Below are 19,450 nucleotides of genomic sequence, written 5' to 3' on the forward strand. Positions count from 1 at the left end.
GGCTAGATGAGTAAAGATGCGTTTCGATATAAAAAACCTTTTTCGCCTGACGAAGCGGTTTCTGATTTGCTGCAAACTTGGGATACCCCCGATATGACGGCAGATACCGAAATGCTGCCAGGGCATACTAATGCGCTGAATTTACGACGCCCAAGCCCAACGACGACCTCTGACCCAGCCGAGGAAGAAGAAAGCTTTAAACCGCTAACTGCGGCCGATATGGAGCAACTGCGGCAATCTGCTTATGATGAAGGCTTTACCGAGGGTAAAGACGAAGGCTTTAGTAAGGGGTACAACGAAGGCCGTGAACAAGGGCAACAAGATGGCTTAACGCAAGGTTTGGCTGAAGGCAAAAAACAAGGCCTAGCGGCGGCGCAGCCCGATATCGATGAAAAATTGGCGCAACTAACGGCGTTAATCGAACAATTACAGCAACCGCTGGCCGATTTAAATCAGCAAGTTGAGCAGGCATTAACCGAGTTAGCTTTAGCAATGGCCAAAGTAGTGATCGGCGTTGAAGTCAAAACCAATCCTCAGGTGATTTTGCAAGCATTGCAAGAAGCCACAGCGGCCTTACCGATGCAAGCGGGTCAACTGCTGATTAAACTGCATCCAGATGATTTAGCCATTATCCGCGAACATTATTCTGCAGATGATTTACAGCAACGCCAATGGCAATTACGTGCTGAGCCATTGGTAGAACAAGGCGGTTGCTTGGTAGAAGCCGAAAAATCCAGTGTCGACAGAAGTTTGACGCAACGTCTACAAAGCAGCTTGGAACACTTCCTGCATCAGTCCTCTCCAGAGTAAACCGCTTTTTATCTGACAATGCTGCTTATGCAGCACAACACAGGGGTTTTATGACTGAACCTGTCAGCTTGCTTAACCGTGTTAAGCAGCAACATCAGTATATACATCAGAGCCGGCCGATGGTTTCTGGCCGCTTAGTGCGTGTAGTTGGCTTAACGCTGGAAGCCGTGGGCTGCAGCGCTGCTATTGGCCAAGCCTGTTTAGTCGACAGTGCTCGCGGCCAAATTATGGCGGAAGTGGTGGGTTTTGCCCAAGAGCGCGTGTTTTTAATGCCGCAAGATGATATTGACGGCGTGGTGCCGGGCGCTCGGGTCACGCCGCTGTTGCAGCACAAAGGTGTGCCGCTCAGCATGGCATTGCTGGGGCGGGTAATTGATGGTGTAGGCCAACCGCTGGATGGCAAAGGGCCAATTACAGCAACACACTATGCTACAGGTAAAGGTAAACCGATAAATCCGCTACATCGGCGGCCAATTAAACAGCCGCTAGATGTCGGGATCCGCTCTATTAACGCCATTTTAACCGTTGGTAAGGGGCAGCGTATGGGCTTATTTGCCGGCTCTGGCGTTGGTAAAAGTGTGCTGCTGGGCATGATGACGCGCGGCACGGCTGCGGATGTCATTGTGGTGGGCTTAGTAGGTGAGCGGGGACGCGAAGTAAAGGAATTTATCGATGAAATTTTAGGTGAAGAAGGTAAGAAACGCTCTGTCGTAGTTGCCGCGCCGGCCGATGTGTCACCGTTAATGCGGTTAAAAGGCTGTGAAACGGCGGTGCAAGTTGCCGAGTATTTTCGTGATCAAGGCCTAGACGTGTTACTGCTGATTGACTCTATTACGCGTTATGCCCAAGCGCAGCGCGAAATTGCCCTGGCCGTTGGTGAGCCACCCGCCACGAAGGGCTATCCACCCTCGGTGTTCGCCAAATTACCGGCGCTGGTTGAACGTGCAGGTAATGGCTCGGGCAATCAAGGCTCAATAACCGCTTTTTATACCGTGCTATCAGAGGGTGATGATTTACAAGATCCGATCGCCGATGCGTCACGTGCGATTTTAGATGGCCACATTGTGCTGTCGCGCAGTCTTGCCGATGCCGGGCACTTCCCGGCAATTGATATTGAAAAATCGATCAGTCGAGTCATGCCCGCGGTAACCAGCGAGCAACACCAATTGATGGCGCGCAGTATTAAGCAGTTATATGCCAGTTATCAGCAAAGCAAAGATTTAATTGCCATAGGCGCTTATGTTCGAGGCAGTGATCCGCAGTTAGATTTGGCCATCAACATGTTGCCGCGCATCAATACCTTCTTACAGCAAGGCATGAAAGAAATTGTGCAATATGATGAGTGTCTGACGCTGCTTAGTCAGTTGGCTCCCCAACCGAAGCGAGCTAACTAATGGCCAATGAACGTTTAACGTTGTTAATTAAAGTACAAAAAGAGCGTGAGGAAACCTTGCAGGCGCAATTTGTACGAGCACAGCAAGCGTTTGTGCAGGCTGAGCAAAAATATCAAGGCTTAGCCGATTATCGCACTGAATATATTCAGCAAAGCTTGCAGCAAGGCAGTGCCGGCCTCGGTGGTCGCCAATATAATCAGTATGTAAGTTTTATCAGTAAGTTAGATCAGGCATTAACTCAGCAAGGTCGGGTAGTACAGCAAAATCGTAACGCGGCAGAGCAGCGGCGGCAAACCTGGTTAAAAATGCAGACCAAGCGTAAAGCTTTAGAGATCTTGGTTGAACAAGCTCGACAAAAAGAATTTCAACTAGCAGAAAAACAACAACAAAAACTGGCCGATGAATACGCGGCGCAACGTTTTTATCAACGTACTAAACAGACAGAGCAGTTCTAAACCATTACAAACAGTTAAAAGTGGCGCGGTTTTTGTATGGTATTTGCATATAAATAGGCTTACACAGCAGCTTAGATGCAGGCGGAGTAACAGATGACTCAAGGCTTACAGTTTTCCCTAATGTTTAACGGCTTAGACAGCACACCCTCTGGCGAGCAGGCTGCACCTGGGCAATTTAATGACCCGGCTAGTACGCAGCAAGCCGGTGTGTTTCAACAATTGCTGCAAGATAAGCAACAAAAGAGTACTGCAGGGCAAAATGTTGCCGCCAATTCGCGTCAAGCTGACAAAGCTCAAGCGACTTCTGTAGAAAGCAGCGAGTCCACAAAGTCTAGCATTACTAAGCCTGCTGTAACGACAGCCGATAATCGTGCAGTTGTTGCTGAGCCGAAAATGGTAACCGATCACATGCTATTGGATAGCATTGACGCATTAAGCGAACTCGCCCCTGATTTAGATATTGCTGAGCAGTGGTTGGGGTTAATTAAACAATCTACGGATACCAGTACACAGTTGCGTTACCGAGCGCAGGTGGCCGCTGAGTTTTTTCAAATTCAACCCAAACCAGATTTTCAAACTATCGGGCCTGTACCCTTACCCGAAGATAGCCTTTTTAGCGAAGTAGATGCGCAGTTTTTTAGTTTAGACATGCCTGCTGGCGATGTTGAATTAAACACTTTTACTGCGGCACAATTGGCCGCGAGTATGCTACCCAAAGAGGCACTAACTGCTGAACAGCAAGCGTCAAATGCAGCAGCAACCGATGTAATAGACACCAATGCAGCCGTATTAGCTAAGCTCTCGTCAAGCGACGAGCAAAAGGCCACAGCGCTTGGTCATGATAGCGCGAAATCGGCATTGAGTAATGCCTCAGCGGCAGCAACTACCGTGAGTGATAAAGCGCTTACTCAAGCTCAGCAGGATGAGCAAGCGCAAGCTGCAGCATTGTTAGCCTTAAAGCAAAAAACCAGTGCCTCACAATTTACGCTAAATGACAGCCCAGTGACTGATCGCCTCACGCCGATTATCCCGATAACGGATGATGCGGCGCTGACCGAGGTTAATGACTCAAACTTAGGTGATGTTGCACCAGAGAGAACGGCCGATAAAGCCGCAGCGCTGGCCTCGTTAGAGCCTTTAGCAGTAAAGGCAGAGACCAAAGCGGTGCTGGATGAGCAAACGGTTAAAGTGTTAACGGCAAAACAACAAAATGAACAAAGTTTACAAAACGCTGAGCTTAGCTCAGTTGACCTTGAGCTAGAAAACTCGCGCATTATGTTGCCAGAGCAAGCGGTTGCTATTAAGTCAGTGGTCAGTAATCAATCTGAAACCGGCGCTATAAATAAGATGGCTAGTCAGAGCATCCCGGTCAACACCATAGCGAGTCAACCCGTCAGTTCACTGGCCGCTGCAGCTCAGCAAAATGATAGTAACGCCGATATTATGACCGCTGAAGCGGAGCAGGCGTTAGCCGATTTAGAGGCACAAATGGCCGCCAGTAACAGCCTAAATAGCAAAACCAGTCAGGTAGAGACGCCGCAGACGAGCGTCTCAGCAGTAAATTCTACCGCGATACCTTCAAGCGATCAGAGCGCAGCAACCGCGGCTATGCAAAGTGCGCCGATACAACCTGTTTCGCTAAATACTGTGACGGAAGAACAAGCTGAGCCTATTATTGTCACTGCGCCGACAGCCGAGCTGACTAAAGTGCCTACAGCCAGTGTCGAGACCGCCGCAAACACCAAGTTAAACACCCTTGAGAATGTGGCCAAAAATGCCACCAACAGCGAGCAACAACATGAGCAATCGGGCCAGCAACGCCAAGATGCTCGTCAGTTTGCCGCGGTAAACCTAGAAGTGAGTTTGGCGCAGCAAGCGAATAACGTGCCAGTCGCCAGTAGCAGCTCACCGACAGCAAGTGAATTAGCTAATAATATGCTGCGTGCTGAGGGTTTCGCTGGCGCTTTAGAACAACAAACGCGCGCTCATCAAAGCAAAGCCCCTGTAGCAACCTTACCCACCAGTATGCAGCAGTTACAATTACAGCAAGATGCGGCCGGCCAGTTACGGGAACGCGTGCAAATTATGGTAAGGCAAAATATTCAGGTGGCGGATATTCGTTTAGATCCCGCCGAATTGGGGCAAATGCAAATTCGCGTTAATTTACAGCAAGAACAAGCTTCGGTGCAGTTTATAGTGCAACAAGCCCATGCTAAAGAGCTATTAGAACAACAAATGCCGAGATTACGTGAATTATTGCAACAACAGGGCATTCAATTAGGCGAAGGTCAGGTGCAACAGCAATCGCGACAAGACCGGCAATCTGCTGATTCTGGCTCGCAGCAAGGTCAGGGCCAAGGTTCGGCGCTGTTTGATGATATTGATGGCCCAGTGCAAGAGCGCAGTGTCGAGGTGCAACATAGTGAGCGTATCGTGGATTACTATGCCTAAGCAGACTGAGATGGTTTAGCCGTTTGGCGGCTGAAAGTAAGTCGATTTCACAGTTATCACGGCTTTTCGTTTACAACAGCCGTGACAGTTGAGCATAATACCAGTAATTTAGTCAGTTTTTTGACGGCAAAGGGAGCCATACAGAATGGCAGATAATGAGTTAGAGATTGTTGATCAGGGAGCCAAAAAGAAAAAGCTTATGATGCTGATTGCGCTCGTGGTGGTATTAGCGGGTGCCGGTGGCGGTTATTTTTTCTTTATGGGTTCAGATACACCCGCTGCCAGTACTGAAGTGACTGAAGAAGGTGGTGGAACTGCTGCCGACGGTACATCGGTGGTGCAGGGCACGGCGCTTTATGTGCAATTGCCGCGGCCATTTGTATTTAATGTAGCCGGTTTATCGCGAGATCGCTTAGTGCAAATCCGGGTGCAATTAATGGTGCGAGGCGAAGCAAACCAAGCGCTGGCGCTCAAGAATATTCCGTTAATTGAAAGCGCCTTATTAGCCACCTTTAGTGCTGCTAATGCTGACGAATTGATTTCAGCTACAGGCAAAGAAGAATTAAAAAATAAAGCGTTAATTGATTTACAAAACGCCATGCTGGATGTGGTGGGTTCTGTGGTAATAGCCGAAGTGCTATTTACCGGTTTTGTTATGCAATAAGAGTGAGCAACCGTGTCCGATTTATTGTCCCAAGATGAAATTGATGCGCTATTACATGGTGTCGATGACGTAGAAGAAGAAGATATCGAAGGGATTGAAGCCACAGAAGGGCGTCAATCTATTCAATTCGACTTCTCTTCGCAGGATCGTATCGTCCGTGGTCGGATGCCTACGCTTGAGATGGTAAACGAGCGTTTTGCTCGGCACATGCGCATTAGCTTGTTTAATATGATGCGCCGCACTGCCGAAGTGTCGATTAACGGCGTGCAAATGATTAAATTCGGCGAATATGTGCACACACTATTTGTGCCAACCAGTTTAAACATGGTGCGTTTCCGTCCTTTAAAAGGTACGGGCCTGATTACCATGGAAGCAAGGCTAGTATTTATCTTGGTAGATAACTTCTTTGGTGGTGATGGCCGCTATCATGCCAAAATTGAAGGGCGTGAATTTACGCCTACCGAGCGTCGTATCATTCAGATGTTATTAAAACTCATTTTCGAAGATTATAAAGAAGCCTGGGCGCCAGTAATGGATGTGTCGTTTGAATATCTGGACTCGGAAGTGAACCCCGCCATGGCGAATATCGTCAGCCCCACTGAGGTCGTGGTGGTCAGCTCATTTCATATTGAATTAGATGGCGGCGGCGGTGATTTCCACGTTGCTCTGCCTTATTCGATGCTAGAACCGATACGTGAGTTGTTAGATGCCGGTGTGTAAAGCGATAAAGAAGACACCGATTTACGCTGGTCTAGAGCCTTGCGTGATGAAATTATGGATGTCAAAGTCGATCTCAGCACCAAAATGCTGGAAGTTGACTTAACGCTGCGGCAAATCATGGAATTAAAAGCGGGCGATATTATTCCGGTCGAAATGCCAGAGCATATTACCGTGCTGGTAGAAGATTTACCGACGTATCGTGCGAAGTTGGGGCGTTCTCGCGATAATGTCGCCTTGAAGATTTCCGAGAAGATTAAGCGACCTGAATCGGTTAAGTCTGAGCTACAAGTGTTCACCAAAGGTGGCCGTCGCTTGGACAATGATGCAGATATTTCAGAATTAGAGGCCGATTTATATATCGGTGAGCGGGAAAGAAGGTAACAACGATGGCTGAAGATCAAGACACAATGGACGAATGGGCAGCAGCGATGGCTGAGGCTGAAGGTGGTGATGCAAAAAAGGTCGATCTTGAAGAATTAAAAGACGATAAGGGCAATTCGCTAGATAAGCGTAAGCTCGATACTATTTTAGATATTCCCGTGACTATTTCGATGGAAGTAGGCCGCGCTAAAATCAGTATTCGTAATTTGCTGCAACTGAACCAAGGTTCGGTGGTGGAGCTCGAACGGATCGCCGGTGAGCCTTTAGATGTATTAGTCAATGGTACCCTGATTGCGCATGGTGAAGTGGTGGTGGTTAACGACAAATTTGGTATCCGATTAACGGATGTGATTAGCCAAATTGAGCGGATTAAGAAGTTACGTTAATGCGCAATAGTAGCTTACTTTTCGCCTTAACCTGTTGCCTGTGGCTGCCTCTGCAGGCATTAGCTACTGCGCCGCCTGCAACAGACTCACCGCAGCAGCGCGCTGCGGCCACGGTTGAGCCTGCGGTCAATAAGCCAGAGCTGGCTGAGCCGTTACCCGCTGAAGTAGTCACGGACGAGCCTAACCCCTTAGTAAAAGACACCAGCACGCCGTTAGCAGAGACAGCGGCTGACAGTAACACAGCAAGCGATCGTACAGCTCGGCTGAAAGCGGCCGAGAATAATAGTGCAGCAACACCCAGCTCGATGACCTTGATGAAAATCGTCATTTCTCTGGCGCTGGTGGTTGTTTTAGTGATTGGTTTGGGGTGGTTGTTTAAAAAACTGTCGTTACGCCTGCCAGGTACTAAACATATTAAAGTCATTTCATCTCTGCCATTAGGGCAGCGTGAACGTATCTTAGTTATTGAAATGCAAGGCAAACAACGTGTTATTGGCGTTACGCCACATAACATTAATTTGCTCTTTGAATTAGAAAATCCGCTTCCCGAAGAAAAGTTGGCATCAGACTTTCATACACAGTTGCAATCATTCCTGAAAAAATAGATTTTTCTATGTTGCGATTGTTGTTTCTGTTGTTGTTAGCTCTGCTAAGTCCTGATCTGTTGGCCGATAATGGCAGTTTATCGGCACTGACTGTGACGACCAATTCTGATGGTTCACAATCTTACAGTGTCACGCTGCAAGTACTGGCCATCATGACCGCGCTCAGTTTTGTGCCGGCAATGGTGATCATGATGACCAGTTTTACTCGGATCATCGTGGTGCTGGCCATCCTGCGCCAAGCTATCGGTTTACAGCAAACTCCATCTAACCAAGTACTTATTGGCATCACGCTGTTTTTAACGTTTTTTATCATGGCGCCGGTGTTTAAAAACATCAATGAGCAAGCCATCCAACCTTACCTTGCTGAAACCCTGGATCCGATGCAGGCACTTGATGCGGCCATTGTGCCTTTAAAAGCCTTTATGCTGCATCAAACGCGGGTTAAAGACTTGGATACCTTTGCGCAGATTGCGGGCTTAGATGTGGCTGTGCAGCCGCAAGATTATCCGATGACTATTGTTATCCCGGCTTTTGTCACCAGCGAATTAAAAACGGCGTTTCAAATAGGCTTTATGTTGTTTATCCCGTTCTTGATTATCGACCTTGTGGTAGCCAGCGTCTTGATGGCCATGGGTATGATGATGTTGTCACCCATGATTATTTCCTTACCTTTTAAGTTAATGATGTTTGTGCTGGTCGATGGCTGGATTTTAGTGATGGGCACCTTGGCCACCAGTTATGGAGTCGGCACATGAGTCCAGAGATCTTTGTTGATGTGTTGCGTGATTCATTATTTATCGTGATCTTACTGGTAAGCGCCATTATTTTGCCGTCATTGTTTGTCGGTTTAATTGTGGCAATCTTTCAAGCGGCGACCTCGATTAACGAACAAACGTTAAGCTTTTTACCGCGTTTAATTGTCACTTTATTAGCGCTGATGTTCGGCGGGCATTGGTTGGTTCGGGTGATCATGGAATATACCGTCGACTTATATCAAAGCATTCCAACGGTAGTTGGCTAATGGAAATTTTGATGGCAACGCTGTTACAGGCTATTGCTGATTTTCTGCTGCCGCTGTGTCGAGTGACCGGTATGTTGATGATTATGGCTGGCTTGGGCGTGCGCACTATCCCTACGCGGATCAAAACCGGTTTAGTGGTGATGATCACGCTAGTGATGATGCCAATGTTGCCAAAAACGGTTTACCCAGAGTTGATTTCTTTTGCCATGGTTTTAGAAGTGCTGTTGCAAATTACCATTGGCTTTGCCCTTGGTTTTATTTCGTTGATGTTTATTAATACCTTTGTGTTGGCAGGGCAATTACTGGCAGCGCAAACCGGTTTAGCCTTCGCATCAATGGCCGATCCGGCGAGCGGCATGACGGTTCCTGCTATCGGTCAGTTTTATCTGATTTTAGCCACCTTGTTGTTTTTTGTTTTCGATGGTCATTTGATTATGATCCAGATGCTAGTGTTTAGCTTCGATACTCTGCCGATTAACGGTCAATGGTGGGATGTAACGCACTACTGGACCATTATTGAGTTTGGCGGTTGGATGTTTGCCACTTCGCTAGCAATTGCCTTGGCACCGATTGTCGCTATGCTGATGGTCAATTTATCGTTTGGTATCATGACTCGAGCTGCACCGCAGCTGAATATCTTCTCGATTGGTTTCCCTGTAACCATGCTGTCAGGCTTGCTGATTTTATGGTTAACACTCGATACCTTTTTATTCCATTACGATAAACAGTGGCAGCATGTAATTGATTACAGCTGTCGGCTGATCAGTTGCTAGGAGGCTGACATGGCAGAAGATTCCGGCGCAGAAAAAACCGAACAGCCCACGCCCAAGAAGCTGCAAGACGCAGCAGAAAAGGGCCAGATAGCCCGCTCAAAAGACCTTGGCACGGCTTTTGTACTCATTGGCAGCGCCGCAGCATTATTGGTGTTTGGCAAGATGCTAGCCATGGCAGTGCTCACCATTGGTCAGCGCATGTTACGGTTGGATGAAAAAGATATTTTTGAAACGAATTCCATGTTCACTGCCTGGGGCGATGCGGGTGGCGAACTCATTATGCCTTTAATCGGCATATTTTCTCTCATCCTTATTGCCGCGTTTTTAGGTAATACCTTGTTAGGAGGCTTTAACCTGAGTTGGCAAGCTGCAGGCCCCAAAGCCAGTAAAATGGACCCATTGAAGGGCTTAAAACGCATGTTCGGCTTACAGGCCTTGGTAGAGCTGGGTAAAAGCTTTTTAAAAGTGGCAGTAGTGGTGGGTGTGGCCTTTTTTCTCTTAAAGCTGTTCTTTATGGATATTATGGCGCTGTCTTTGATGAGCGAACCAAATAATATTGAATCAGCGTTATATTTCTTAGGATGGTTGTTTTTAGGGCTTTGTGCCAGTACCTCGTTAATTGCTATCGTCGATGCCCCTTATCAAAAGTGGAATCATGTGCGGCAGTTAAAAATGTCGCTACAAGAAATTAAAGACGAGCATAAAAACTCGGAGGGTAGCCCAGAGATCAAGGCGCGGATACGTCGCACGCAAATGCAGATGTCGATGAAACGGATGATGCAGCAAGTCCCCACTGCGGATGTTATCGTCACCAACCCAACGCATTATGCGGTGGCGTTAAAGTATGATCAAGGCAAGTTCCGCGCACCGGTGGTGGTGGCCAAGGGCGTCGATGATATCGCCATGCATATTCGAAAAATTGCCAATGGCCATAAAATCCCGGTGATTGAATCACCGGCGCTAGCCCGTTCGATTTATTACACGACTAAACTTGATCATCCGATCCCCGAACAATTATTCGCGGCCGTGGCGCAAGTGCTCGCTTATGTTTTCCAATTACGCCTGTATCGTAAAGGCAAGGGCAGTCGGCCGAAAAATCTCGCGAAAGAGCTACCCATCCCTGATGAATTTAAACACTAACCACGAATGAGCGCCGCGTGCCGATAAAGTGTCGGCACGGTTTTATCGCTCATTTAGCTGCTTTTCAATAACCTCACCTGATACTGGAACGTTTATTGCTTTAGCCTGTTGTTCCGTCATTAAATTGTCAGGTTATCCATGCAGTTGAGCCAGCTTTACAGTAAATTTGATCGATCCCAACTTCAACACCTTAAGGGTGTCGGCACGCCAGTCTTAATTTTGGCGGCATTGGCTATGGTGGTATTACCGCTGCCACCTTTTATGCTGGATGTCTTATTCTCTTTTAATATCGCGCTGGCGCTGGTGGTGTTGCTGGTCACCATCTATACCAAACGGCCGTTAGATTTCGGTATTTTTCCCAGCGTGATTTTAATTGCGACCATTTTACGTTTAGCGCTTAACGTAGCCAGTACCCGTGTCGTGTTGTTGGAAGGGCATAACGGCGGCGATGCGGCCGGTAAAGTCATTGAAGCCTTCGGCTCGGTCGTGATCGGCGGTAACTATGCCGTGGGTATCGTGGTTTTCCTGATCTTAATTATTATCAACTTTGTGGTGGTGACCAAAGGTGCCGGTCGTATCGCCGAAGTGTCTGCACGTTTTACCTTAGATGCGATGCCTGGTAAGCAAATGGCCATTGATGCCGATTTAAATGCTGGTTTAATTACCCAAGAAGAGGCCAAGGCACGCCGCGAAGATGTGACTAACGAAGCCGACTTTTATGGCTCGATGGACGGTGCCAGTAAATTCGTAAAAGGCGATGCTATCGCCGGTATCGTTATTTTGGTGATCAACCTGATTGGTGGCTTGTTTATCGGCATGATGCAGCACGATCTGAGTTTTGGCGATGCGATGGAAATTTATACTTTACTAACCATAGGTGATGGCTTGGTTGCGCAGATCCCGGGTTTATTGTTATCGATTGGTACTGCCATTATCGTCACCCGCCAAAACAAAGAAGGCGATCTGGGCAAGCAAATGACTAGTCAGTTGGGTGATAACACCCATGTGTTGTTTGTCGCCGCTGGCGTGATGACGTTAATGGGTATTGTGCCCGGCATGCCACACTTTTCATTCTTATCCTTAGCAGCGTTATTGGGCGGCGTAGCTTGGTATATCAAAAAACTGGCCAGCGAAAAAGCGACAGCCTTGCAACCGCGCGCAGCTACGGCTGGCCAACCTAAGCCTGAATCACAAACTGTGAAAGAGATCGGTTGGGACGATGTGCATGGCGTTGATACCATTGGTTTAGAAGTGGGTTATCGTTTGATCCCGCTTGTGGATAAAGCCCAGGGCGGCGAGTTGTTAAATCGGATTAAAGGCGTACGTAAAAAGTTATCACAAGAGTTGGGCTTTTTGGTACCGCCAGTCCATATTCGCGACAACCTTGATTTAGAGCCGAACAGCTACCGGGTGGCCCTGATGGGCGTAACAAATGGTGAGGGGGAATTACGCCACGATAATGAGTTAGCCATTAACCCTGGCCAAGTGTTTGGTACGGTAAAAGGTATTGCCACCAAAGATCCGGCATTTGGCTTGGATGCGGTGTGGATTAGTAAAGATCAGCGTGAACATGCTCAAACACTAGGTTATACCGTGGTCGATGCGGCCACCGTTGTTGCCACGCATCTTAGCCAAATTTTAACGAATCATGCCGCCAGTTTATTAGGCCATGAAGAAGTACAGAATTTGTTAGATATGCTGGCCAAGCACTCACCTAAGCTAGTGGAAGGCTTAGTCCCTGAAACACTGCCACTGACAACCGTAGTAAAAGTGCTGCAAAACTTATTACACGAGGGTGTGCCAATTCGTGATATGCGCACAATTGTACAAACTTTGGTGGAATATGGCGCGAAAAGTCAGGATGTTGATGTGTTAACTGCGGCTTGTCGTATTTCTTTACGTCGGCTTATTGTGCAAGAGGTGGTGGGCAGTAAACCTGAGATCCCGGTGATTACTTTTGCGCCTGAGCTTGAACAAATGTTGCATCAATCCATGCAGGCTGCGGGTAACGATGGCGCAGGTATTGAACCCGGGTTAGCCGATCGCATTCAGCAGTCATTACAAGAAGCGCATCAAAACCAAGAGTTGACCGGTGAAAGTGCCATTATGCTGACGTCAGGAATTTTACGCTCAGTCATGGCACGATTCGTGAAATACACTATCCCAGGACTACGAGTGTTGTCATATCAAGAGATCCCCGATGACAAACAAATTCGAATCGTTAGTGTAATCGGTCAGCAGAATTAGGAGTAACTCATGAAAATTAAACGCTTTGTTGCCAAAGATATGCGCAGCGCCCTGGCAGAAGTCAAAGAGTTCCTCGGCGCCGATGCAATTATTTTATCTAATAAAAAAGTCGCTGGTGGTGTTGAAATTGTTGCGGCGATTGATGCAGAAGCCCCAGCAGCAACACCTCGCCAAGCCACGCCATTACAGGCTTCTAATACTGCAGAAACGGTAGCAAGTGCCAGTGCACGCGCCGAGCCTCGCTTTAGTGTCAGTGTTGATGACGAGCCAGAAGCGGATCCAGCAGATTCATTACGCGCCTTACTCGCCAGACAAATGATTAAGCAACAAGGTCGGGAGCCGCAAGCCCCCGCAGCGGCACTAACCAAGCAAAAGGTTGCTGAGCCCGCGTTACAAAAAGCCCCACAATTTGAACGTCAAAATTCTGGCAATACTCAAGCTCAGTCAGCACAATGGCAAGAAATTAGTCAAGCCCAGCAAGCTCAAGCACAATTAATGCAGCAACAGTTCGCACAAATGCAAACTGAGATGCTGTCGATGCGACAATTACTGCAGCATCAAGTCTCGGGTTTAATGTGGCAAGATTTAGCTCGGCGCGAGCCCGTGCGGGCACTTGTGATTGAAAATTTGCAACAAATGGGCTTGTCTGAGCAAATCGCTGATCAGTTAGCCTGTTTCATGCCCGATGATTTAAATGCCGCTGCTGCATGGAATACTGCGCTAGAATTACTCACAGGGCAGTTAAATACCACAAATGATGATATTTTGCGTCGAGGCGGGGTTATTGCCTTAGTCGGCCCAACAGGTGTAGGTAAAACCACCACCGTAGCCAAACTTGCCGCGGGTTTTGCCAAACGACACGGTGTTGATCAAGTGGCTTTAATTACCACAGATTGTTTTCGGATTGGTGCTTTTGAACAACTGGCGACATTTGGCCGCATTATCGGTTGCCCAGTTAAACAGGCGAAAGATAGCGAAGAGCTGGCGATATTGTTGAATCAGCTACAACAGCGTAAACTGGTCTTAATTGATACTGCCGGCATGAGTCAACGCGATGTGCGTTTAGCCGAGAAACTTGCGTCATTGGTCCATAATTCTCGTGTTAAAATAAAAAGTTATCTGGTATTGTCAGCCACAGCTCAGGCGCGCGTGATGCAAGAAAGTGTGCAACAATTTAAACGCATTGGCTTATCAGGTTGTATTTTCACCAAATTGGATGAATGTTTAAGTTTAGGTGAAGTGATCAATGTGGCATTACAAAATGCCTTGCCGGTCAGTTACCTAACACATGGCCAACGTGTGCCAGAAGATATTCGGATTGCTGACGCGGCCGATTTAGTAAAAGAAGCGGAGCAGTTACGTCAACAACACAGTGATAACCGCCATCAATGGTATCAAGACGACACAACGCAGGTAGCAGTTGCCTATGCCTAAAGATGTATTAGCCGATGATCAAGCCAGTGGCCTTAGAAAAATGAAGAAACAGATGGTAAAAGTGATTTCCATAACCGGCGGTAAAGGTGGCGTGGGTAAAACCAACGTTACATTGAATCTGGCTATGGCGCTGGCCCAGCTGGGGAAAAAGGTTTTAGTACTTGATGCCGATCTCGGTTTAGCCAATTGCGACGTGATGTTGGGTTTGCGCGTCGATAAAAATTTATCCCATGTCCTTGCTGGATCGGCTACTTTAGACGATATTTTAGTAGAGGGGCCTTACGGTATTAAAATTGTGCCTGCCACCTCCGGTAGTCAAAATATGACGGAGCTTTCTCCGGTAGAACATGCTAGTTTAATTCGTGCCTTCAGTGAATTACACACACCTATTGATGTGTTACTAGTTGATACCGCCGCGGGTATCTCCGATATGGTGCTTAGTTTCTCTCGTGCCTCGCAAGATGTCTTAATGGTCGTATGTGATGAACCCTCTTCCATTACCGATGCTTATGCTTTAATGAAGATTTTAAGTCGCGACCATGGCGTCGATAAATTTAAAATTGTAGCGAATATGGTGCGCAGCCTAAAAGAAGGCCAAGAATTATTTGCTAAACTGACTCGTGTCACTGATCGATTTCTTGATGTCAGTTTAGAATTAGTGGCCACCGTGCCACAGGATGAAAACGTGCGCAAAGCTGCGCGCAAACAGAAAGCTTTTATTGAAGCCTTCCCAACAACACCGGCGAGTATGGCAATTAAAACCTTAGCGCTTAAAGCCGTGAAATGGCCGTTGCCAGGCAGTGCATCTGGGCATCTGGAGTTTTTTCTGGAGCAGTTAGTACAGCCACAGTCTGATTAGGGGGTTCTGTGAACAGTAAGCTTGCCGCTTATGGTGGCGTAGACCACATGCAACAGTTAGTGGAGCGACAAGCTCCGCTGGTCAAACGTATTGCCTATCACTTATTGGCCCGTTTGCCGGCCAGTGTGCAAGTCGATGACTTAATTCAATCTGGGATGATCGGTTTAATTGAAGCTGCGAAAAATTTCGATGGTAGCAAAGGCGCGAGTTTTGAAACCTTTGCAGGCATTCGTATTCGCGGCGCCATGCTAGACGAAATTCGTCGCGGCGATTGGACGCCGCGTTCAGTGCATCGTAATTCCCGTTTAATTGCCGACACCATCGCCGAGCTAGAAGCTGAGTTGGGCCGTGACGTAAAAGATTATGAAGTCGCAGAAAAACTTGCTATCTCATTAGATGAATATCATCATATGCTTAGTGATGTTAGCTCGGGTCGAATTATTGGTATTGAAGACCTTGGTATTTCTGAAGACGTGTTGGTCACTGCTGATGATAGCGATACCGATCAGTTATATCAGCATCAAGCTAACAGCGCCTTTAACGATGCACTTGCCAAAACCATCAGCAGTTTACCAGAGCGAGAAGCGTTAGTGCTGTCGCTTTATTATAATGAAGAACTAAACTTAAAAGAGATCGGGGCGGTGCTGGATGTTAGCGAGTCTCGTATCAGTCAGATTCATAGTCAGGCATTGGTGCGTTTAAAAGGCCGAATGCAGGCTTGGTTGTAATGCATCCATATTATCTGGATGACTTTCTCTTCGGAGGGGACTTTGAATAAAAATATGAAAATCCTTGTGGTAGATGACTTTTCTACTATGAGACGCATCATCAAAAATCTGTTGCGCGATCTAGGCTTTACAAATATTTCAGAAGCAGATGATGGCAGCACGGCTTTACCTATGTTACAAGGCGGAGATTTTGACTTCGTGGTCACAGATTGGAATATGCCGGGTATGCAAGGTATCGATTTGCTAAGAGCAATTCGAGCCGATGCTAAGCTGAAGCACATTCCGGTGATGATGGTAACGGCTGAAGCTAAAAAAGAACAAATCATCGCGGCAGCTCAAGCTGGCGTTAATGGTTACATCGTCAAACCTTTTACTGCTGCAACCTTACAGGAAAAGCTGGCGAAAGTATTTGAGCGGATCGGTTAAACCGTTTCTTGCCAAGGAGTAAAGCCATGCCTGTGACTAAGGTCCCATTAATTACGCTTGAACAAGCAAAAGAACTCGTTCAGCTACTGGAGATTGGTGAGCAAGAAGTTGCTAATCAACTGGTGCAACAGCTAGGTACGCCTGGCTCATCTGAGCTATTTGCTGAGGTCGGTAAAATTACCCGACAACTGCACGATTCCTTAAAAAACTTTCGATTTGATCCAGCTCTTAGCAATATATTGCAAGAAGATATTCCTGATGCGAAAAAGCGCTTAAACCATGTTATTGATATGACAGAGCAAGCCGCTAACCGTACCATGGATGCCGTAGAATCTTGTTTACCGATTGCCGATGAGATCACTAAACAACTTGGGCAATTAATGCCGCAATGGCAAAAGTTGATGCAGCGCGATTTGCCCTTAGCTGAATTTAAAGCGCTTTGTCATAATATTGATGGTTTTTTACAAAAAACCTCGAGCGAATCATTACGTCTAAACAGCTTGTTAACTGACGTTTTGATGGCGCAAGATTTTCAAGATCTTACTGGGCAAATTCTTCGCCGTGTGATTGAACTAGTACGAGAAGTCGAAGAAAGCCTTATCGGTCTTGTTACTGCTTTTGGTAAATCCAGTTCGCAATTTCTGGAACAACAACCCGCAAAAAGTAAAACTAAAACGTTGGTTGCTGCCGAAGGTCCGATTATTGATGCCGCTGAGCGTGCAGATGTAGTAAATGGTCAGGACGATGTCGACGACTTACTGTCTAGCTTAGGGTTTTAACTGAGGTGTCTGCAGATGAGCTTTGATATGGACGAGGATATTCTTCAGGATTTTCTGGTAGAAGCCGGTGAAATTTTGGAGTTGCTGCAAGAACAGTTAGTTGAGTTAGAAAATAACCCAGATGACGCGCCGCTACTTAATGCGATTTTCCGTGGTTTTCACACGGTGAAGGGCGGGGCGGGGTTTTTATCGCTAACCGAATTAGTTGATGTCTGCCATGGCGCGGAAAACGTATTTGATATTTTACGAACAGGCAAACGCTCGGTAACGCCAGAATTGATGGACGTGATCTTGCAAGCGCTCGATTCGGTCAACAGTATGTTTACCGAAGTCAAAGGTCGGCAACCGTTAACGCCAGCGGCGGCTGATTTATTAGCGGCACTGCATCACTACAGTGAACCTGCCGCTGCAGATCCGGTCGCTGAAGCGCCAGTAGTGTCAGCGCCGCCAGCCGCAACGGCTCAAGCGGCTGCAGAAATTGAAGATGCGGGTGATATCGACAGTATTTCTGAAGCAGAATTCGAGCGTATGCTTGATGAGCTGCATGGCAGCGGTGCCCCTGGTCGTGATAGTGCGCCTACTGCGAAAACGAGTGCTGATCTTGGCGCTGATATGTCTGATGACATTACCGATGACGAATTTGAAAACCTGTTAGACCAGTTACATGGTAAAGGCAGTTTTAACACCGACACTCCAGCTAAAGCTCCTGCAGAAGCTGAACCCGTCAAGCCAAAAGCTGCTGCGCCAAAAGATGACGAAATTACTGACGACGAGTTTGAAGCCTTATTAGATCAATTGCATGGCAAAGGCAAAGCGCCAGTGACACCCCCGGCGGCTAAAGCTACGGAGCGTCCAGTTCCACCTGCACCGGTAACAACACCGCAAACGCCTGCCGCAACGGCTGCACCAGTTGTGGCAACGCCAGCGGATAAAGGCGCACCGCCGGCTGCAGCTGCCGCTGCCGCTGAAACAACGGTACGAGTCGATACTAAACGCCTAGATCAAATCATGAATATGGTTGGTGAATTAGTGTTGGTGCGCAATCGTTTGGTAAGCTTATCCAGCTCAACGCAAAACGAAGAAATGACTAAGGCGATTGCCAACCTTGACGTGGTCACTGCGGATATTCAAGGTGCGGTGATGAAAACGCGCATGCAGCCCATTAAGAAGGTGTTTGGTCGTTTCCCTCGTGTGGTGCGTGATTTAGCACGCTCTTTGAAAAAAGATATCGATCTAATCCTTGAAGGTGAAGAAACCGATTTAGATAAAAACTTGGTGGAAGCCTTAGCCGATCCGTTAGTGCATTTGGTGCGCAACTCGGTTGACCACGGGATTGAAATGCCTGATGTCCGTGCAGCTGCAGGTAAGGCACGGACCGGTATTGTGAAATTAGCGGCTACCCAAGCTGGGGACCATATTCTGTTGACCATTCAAGATGATGGTGCCGGTATGGATCCAGAAAAACTCAAAGGTATAGCCATTAAACGCGGTGTTATTGATACCGATGCGGCCGCCAGAATGTCGGATACCGATGCCTTTAATTTGATTTTTGCACCCGGCTTTTCAACTAAAGAGCAGATTTCAGATATATCTGGTCGCGGTGTCGGCATGGATGTGGTGAAAACCAAGATCACTCAACTGAACGGTACCGTGCATATTAGTTCGAAATTGGGTGAAGGCACTACGCTAGAAATCAAGGTGCCGTTAACCTTAGCTATTTTGCCAACCTTAATGGTGGTGGTAGGTAAACAAACCTTCGCTTTACCTTTAGCCGGTGTCAATGAAATCTTTCATCTAGATCTAGCAAAAACGAATATTGTTGATGGCCAGTTAACCATCGTGGTGCGCAACAGAGCCATACCCTTGTTTTACCTCGAACATTGGTTGGTCAAAGGCTCTGATAAAAAGCTGCGCCGCGAACAAGGTCATGTTGTGATCGTGCAAATCGGCCAGCAGCAGGTAGGTTTTGTGGTTGATCAACTGATTGGCCAAGAAGAAGTGGTGATCAAAGCGCTTGATGCTTTATTACAAGGTACACCTGGCATGGCTGGTGCTACCATAACTTCTGATGGTGGTATCGCCTTGATTTTAGACGTGCCAAACCTGCTTAAGCATTATGCTAAAAAGTCAAAAATAAAATTCGAGCGCTTTAAAACGCTACGTGGTTAAGTGAGTAT

18 protein-coding genes and 1 pseudogene are annotated in these 19,450 nt (G+C 47.2%); all 19 read left to right on the plus strand.

Going from position 1 to position 19,450, the window contains the following annotated elements; translation table 11 throughout:
- The first annotated feature begins 6 nt into the window (after nt 1–6).
- The 19 genes and pseudogenes from fliH to JAO78_RS13280 all read left to right on the plus strand — a co-directional run bounded on the left by fliH (nt 7) and on the right by JAO78_RS13280 (nt 19,442).
- Nucleotides 7–810, plus strand: a complete 804-nt coding sequence (gene fliH, locus JAO78_RS13190; RefSeq protein WP_226751827.1) for a flagellar assembly protein FliH — start codon at nt 7–9, stop codon at nt 808–810.
- A 50-nt stretch (nt 811–860) separates the two neighbouring features.
- On the plus strand, nt 861–2,204 hold the full coding sequence (gene fliI, locus JAO78_RS13195; protein WP_226751828.1) for a flagellar protein export ATPase FliI: 1,344 nt from the start codon (nt 861–863) through the stop codon (nt 2,202–2,204).
- Nucleotides 2,204–2,659 (plus strand): flagellar export protein FliJ, encoded by a 456-nt coding sequence (gene fliJ / locus JAO78_RS13200; protein ID WP_226751829.1) that lies wholly within the window; start codon nt 2,204–2,206, stop codon nt 2,657–2,659. The genes fliI and fliJ overlap by 1 nt, the downstream gene beginning before the upstream one ends.
- 93 nt (nt 2,660–2,752) lie before the next feature.
- A complete protein-coding gene (locus tag JAO78_RS13205; RefSeq protein WP_226751830.1) occupies nt 2,753–5,110 on the plus strand; it encodes a flagellar hook-length control protein FliK in 2,358 nt (785 codons plus the stop codon).
- Between the two features lie 145 nt (nt 5,111–5,255).
- Nucleotides 5,256–5,774, plus strand: a complete 519-nt coding sequence (gene fliL / locus JAO78_RS13210) for a flagellar basal body-associated protein FliL (RefSeq protein WP_226751831.1) — start codon at nt 5,256–5,258, stop codon at nt 5,772–5,774.
- A gap of 12 nt (nt 5,775–5,786) precedes the next feature.
- A pseudogene (gene fliM, locus JAO78_RS13215) lies at nt 5,787–6,875 on the plus strand (flagellar motor switch protein FliM).
- A gap of 5 nt (nt 6,876–6,880) precedes the next feature.
- Complete coding sequence (gene fliN / locus JAO78_RS13220; RefSeq protein WP_226751832.1) at nt 6,881–7,261, plus strand: flagellar motor switch protein FliN; 381 nt, start codon at nt 6,881–6,883, stop codon at nt 7,259–7,261.
- Nucleotides 7,261–7,866: a flagellar biosynthetic protein FliO gene (gene fliO, locus JAO78_RS13225; protein ID WP_226751833.1), complete on the plus strand. Its 606-nt coding sequence runs from the start codon at nt 7,261–7,263 to the stop codon at nt 7,864–7,866. The genes fliN and fliO overlap by 1 nt, the downstream gene beginning before the upstream one ends.
- Nucleotides 7,867–7,874: 8 nt before the next feature.
- Nucleotides 7,875–8,621 carry a flagellar type III secretion system pore protein FliP gene (gene fliP, locus JAO78_RS13230; protein ID WP_226751834.1) on the plus strand — a complete coding sequence of 249 codons (747 nt, stop codon included), beginning with the start codon at nt 7,875–7,877 and terminating at the stop codon, nt 8,619–8,621.
- The gene (gene fliQ / locus JAO78_RS13235) at nt 8,618–8,887 is read left to right on the plus strand and encodes a flagellar biosynthesis protein FliQ (protein ID WP_226751835.1); all 270 of its coding nucleotides are present in this window, start codon (nt 8,618–8,620) and stop codon (nt 8,885–8,887) included. The genes fliP and fliQ overlap by 4 nt, the downstream gene beginning before the upstream one ends.
- The gene (gene fliR, locus JAO78_RS13240; protein WP_226751836.1) at nt 8,887–9,660 is read left to right on the plus strand and encodes a flagellar biosynthetic protein FliR; all 774 of its coding nucleotides are present in this window, start codon (nt 8,887–8,889) and stop codon (nt 9,658–9,660) included. Before fliQ ends, fliR begins: the two co-directional genes overlap by 1 nt.
- Nucleotides 9,661–9,669: 9 nt before the next feature.
- On the plus strand, nt 9,670–10,800 hold the full coding sequence (gene flhB, locus JAO78_RS13245) for a flagellar biosynthesis protein FlhB (protein WP_226751837.1): 1,131 nt from the start codon (nt 9,670–9,672) through the stop codon (nt 10,798–10,800).
- Nucleotides 10,801–10,938: 138 nt separating this feature from the next.
- Complete coding sequence (gene flhA, locus JAO78_RS13250; protein ID WP_226751838.1) at nt 10,939–13,047, plus strand: flagellar biosynthesis protein FlhA; 2,109 nt, start codon at nt 10,939–10,941, stop codon at nt 13,045–13,047.
- A gap of 9 nt (nt 13,048–13,056) precedes the next feature.
- Complete coding sequence (gene flhF / locus JAO78_RS13255) at nt 13,057–14,481, plus strand: flagellar biosynthesis GTPase FlhF (protein WP_226751839.1); 1,425 nt, start codon at nt 13,057–13,059, stop codon at nt 14,479–14,481.
- A complete protein-coding gene (locus JAO78_RS13260; RefSeq protein ID WP_226751840.1) occupies nt 14,474–15,340 on the plus strand; it encodes a MinD/ParA family protein in 867 nt (288 codons plus the stop codon). The genes flhF and JAO78_RS13260 overlap by 8 nt, the downstream gene beginning before the upstream one ends.
- A gap of 8 nt (nt 15,341–15,348) precedes the next feature.
- Complete coding sequence (locus JAO78_RS13265; RefSeq protein ID WP_439647514.1) at nt 15,349–16,068, plus strand: RNA polymerase sigma factor FliA; 720 nt, start codon at nt 15,349–15,351, stop codon at nt 16,066–16,068.
- Nucleotides 16,069–16,110: 42 nt separating this feature from the next.
- Nucleotides 16,111–16,494, plus strand: a complete 384-nt coding sequence (gene cheY, locus JAO78_RS13270; protein WP_226751841.1) for a chemotaxis response regulator CheY — start codon at nt 16,111–16,113, stop codon at nt 16,492–16,494.
- A gap of 26 nt (nt 16,495–16,520) precedes the next feature.
- Nucleotides 16,521–17,273: a protein phosphatase CheZ gene (locus tag JAO78_RS13275; protein ID WP_226751842.1), complete on the plus strand. Its 753-nt coding sequence runs from the start codon at nt 16,521–16,523 to the stop codon at nt 17,271–17,273.
- A 15-nt stretch (nt 17,274–17,288) separates the two neighbouring features.
- On the plus strand, nt 17,289–19,442 hold the full coding sequence (locus JAO78_RS13280; RefSeq protein WP_226751843.1) for a chemotaxis protein CheA: 2,154 nt from the start codon (nt 17,289–17,291) through the stop codon (nt 19,440–19,442).
- The last annotated feature ends 8 nt before the right edge of the window (nt 19,443–19,450 follow it).

The organism is Alishewanella maricola (genome assembly GCF_016343785.1).
GTDB lineage: Bacteria > Pseudomonadota > Gammaproteobacteria > Enterobacterales > Alteromonadaceae > Alishewanella > Alishewanella maricola.